Raw genomic sequence first — 1,200 nt, forward strand, 5'->3', positions numbered from 1 at the left:
GTGTGAAAATCTACGCTTGCCAGCATAATCTGGACTAATGGCGTGATATACTTATCGCATATTCTCCAAAATTAACGTAAGACTTAATCACTGTTATGACAGACACCGCCACCTTATATATTGTTCCAACACCTATCGGTAATTTAGACGACATAAGTGCCAGAGCAATACGCGTATTAAGTGAAGTAAGCTGGATCGCTGCCGAGGACACCCGTCACAGCGCTCGACTCTTACAGCACTTTAGCATTGGAACGAAAACTCTTTCTCTGCACGAGCATAACGAAGATAAGCGCACAGCAATGCTTTGTGAGCGTTTAAAGGGCGGCGAGTCGGTAGCATTAATAAGTGATGCTGGAACGCCGTTAATCAGCGACCCGGGCTTTGTTTTGGTACGCAAGTGCCGTGAGCAAGGTATTCCGGTTAGCGCTCTGCCGGGCCCATGTGCTGCAATAACAGCATTAAGCGCGTCGGGACTGCCGACAGACAAGTTTATTTTTGAAGGATTCCTACCGGTTAAAGTGCAGGCACGTGAAAGCGTGTTGTCAGCGCTAATAGATCGAACGTTCACCACAGTTTACTATGAAGCCCCACGACGAATTTTAGACACCGTTACTGATATACAGCGCGTTTTAGGCGAACGCCAGATTGTTGTAGCGAAAGAGCTATCCAAAACCTTCGAAACCTACGTGAGTGGCAGCGCGCAAGATGTAATTGATTATCTCAATGCGGATGTTGCGCACCAGAAAGGCGAATTCGTCGTCATGATTGGTCCCGCGAAGGTAAGTGACCAGGCGATACCCAGTGAGGCAATGTCGTTGCTAAGTGTTTTGTGTGAGCACATGCCGCTTAAAAAGGCCGCGGCGGTGGTCGCCACTCACTATGACTTGAAAAAGAATGCGCTTTATCAAGCTGGGCTAGACGCAAAAGCGTAAACACGTTGTTGATCTTAAGGGCCTTGGAATAAATACAAAAGAGTGTAATCCACGTCAACTGCTCAGTTCAAAAAGGACTGAGGTTTATGGAGGCTCATATGACAAAAACACTCAAAATCACCATGTCAGAAGGAAAATGGTTAGTTGATATATTTTCTCAAGCTAACGACTCAGGTGTTTACGACTTAATCCACCCTAATACCTTTGCGGAAGTTTCTCTTAATGAAGGCGAAATGTACGGCTTTCGTTATAGCCTGCATGGAAAAGC

Annotated in this window: 1 protein-coding gene; it reads left to right on the forward strand. The window is 46.1% G+C overall.

Annotated features, from left to right (window positions below):
* Positions 1 to 95: 95 nt before the first annotated feature.
* Entirely contained in the window at positions 96 to 932 is an 837-nt protein-coding gene (gene rsmI / locus QVA83_RS13835) for a 16S rRNA (cytidine(1402)-2'-O)-methyltransferase (RefSeq protein ID WP_014950518.1), read from the forward strand.
* Positions 933 to 1,200: the final 268 nt, after the last annotated feature.

Source organism: Alteromonas sp. AO-Serp (assembly GCF_017849675.1).
Lineage (GTDB): Bacteria > Pseudomonadota > Gammaproteobacteria > Enterobacterales > Alteromonadaceae > Alteromonas > Alteromonas macleodii.